The organism is Microcoleus sp. A6-C6 (assembly GCF_036705955.1).
Classification (GTDB): Bacteria; Cyanobacteriota; Cyanobacteriia; order Cyanobacteriales; family Microcoleaceae; genus Microcoleus.
On sequence record NZ_JAUBVR010000027.1, the window covers coordinates 68,085 to 68,736 of the forward strand.

1 pseudogene is annotated in these 652 nt (G+C 40.0%); it reads left to right on the top strand.

The annotated features are described in order from the left end of the window. Positions 1 to 652, top strand: a pseudogene (locus QUB52_RS13350) (hypothetical protein); the annotation flags it as partial.

The following is a 652-nucleotide window of genomic DNA, read 5'->3' on the forward strand; positions in this document are numbered from 1 at the left end:
CTCAAATATCCGAGTTAGAAACTCAGTTAGAAAGCGTGACTCAAATTCGCTCAGAATTGGAATCGCAGCTTGCGGCTCAACAGTCGGAATTCCAAACTCAAATTGACACAGCCAACAAACATCAAAATCAACTGCAATTTCAAATATCTGAGTTAGAAACTCAGTTAGAAAGTGTGACTCAAATTCGCTCAGGATTGGAATCGCAGCTTGCGGCTCAACAGTCGGAATTCCAAACTCAAGTCGAGCAAGCTAACCAAAATGAAAATCAACAGCAATCTCAGATATCCAAGTTAGAAACTCAGTTAAAAAGCGTGACTCAAATTCTCTCAGAATTGGAATCACAACTTGCGGCTCAACTATCGGAATTCCAAAATCAAATCGAGACAGCCAATCAGAATCAAACTCAACTGCAATCTCAAGTATCTGAGTTAGAACAACAGTTAGAAAGTGGGCGTCAAACTCGATCGCAATTGGAGTCTCAACTCAATTCTCAACTATCGGAATTCCAAAATCAAATCGAGACAGCCAATCAAAATCAAACTCAACTGCAATCTCAAGTATCTGAGTTAGAACAGCAGTTAGAAAGTGGGCGTCAAACTCGATCGCAATTGGAGTCTCAACTCAATTCTCAACTATCGGAATTCCAAAATCA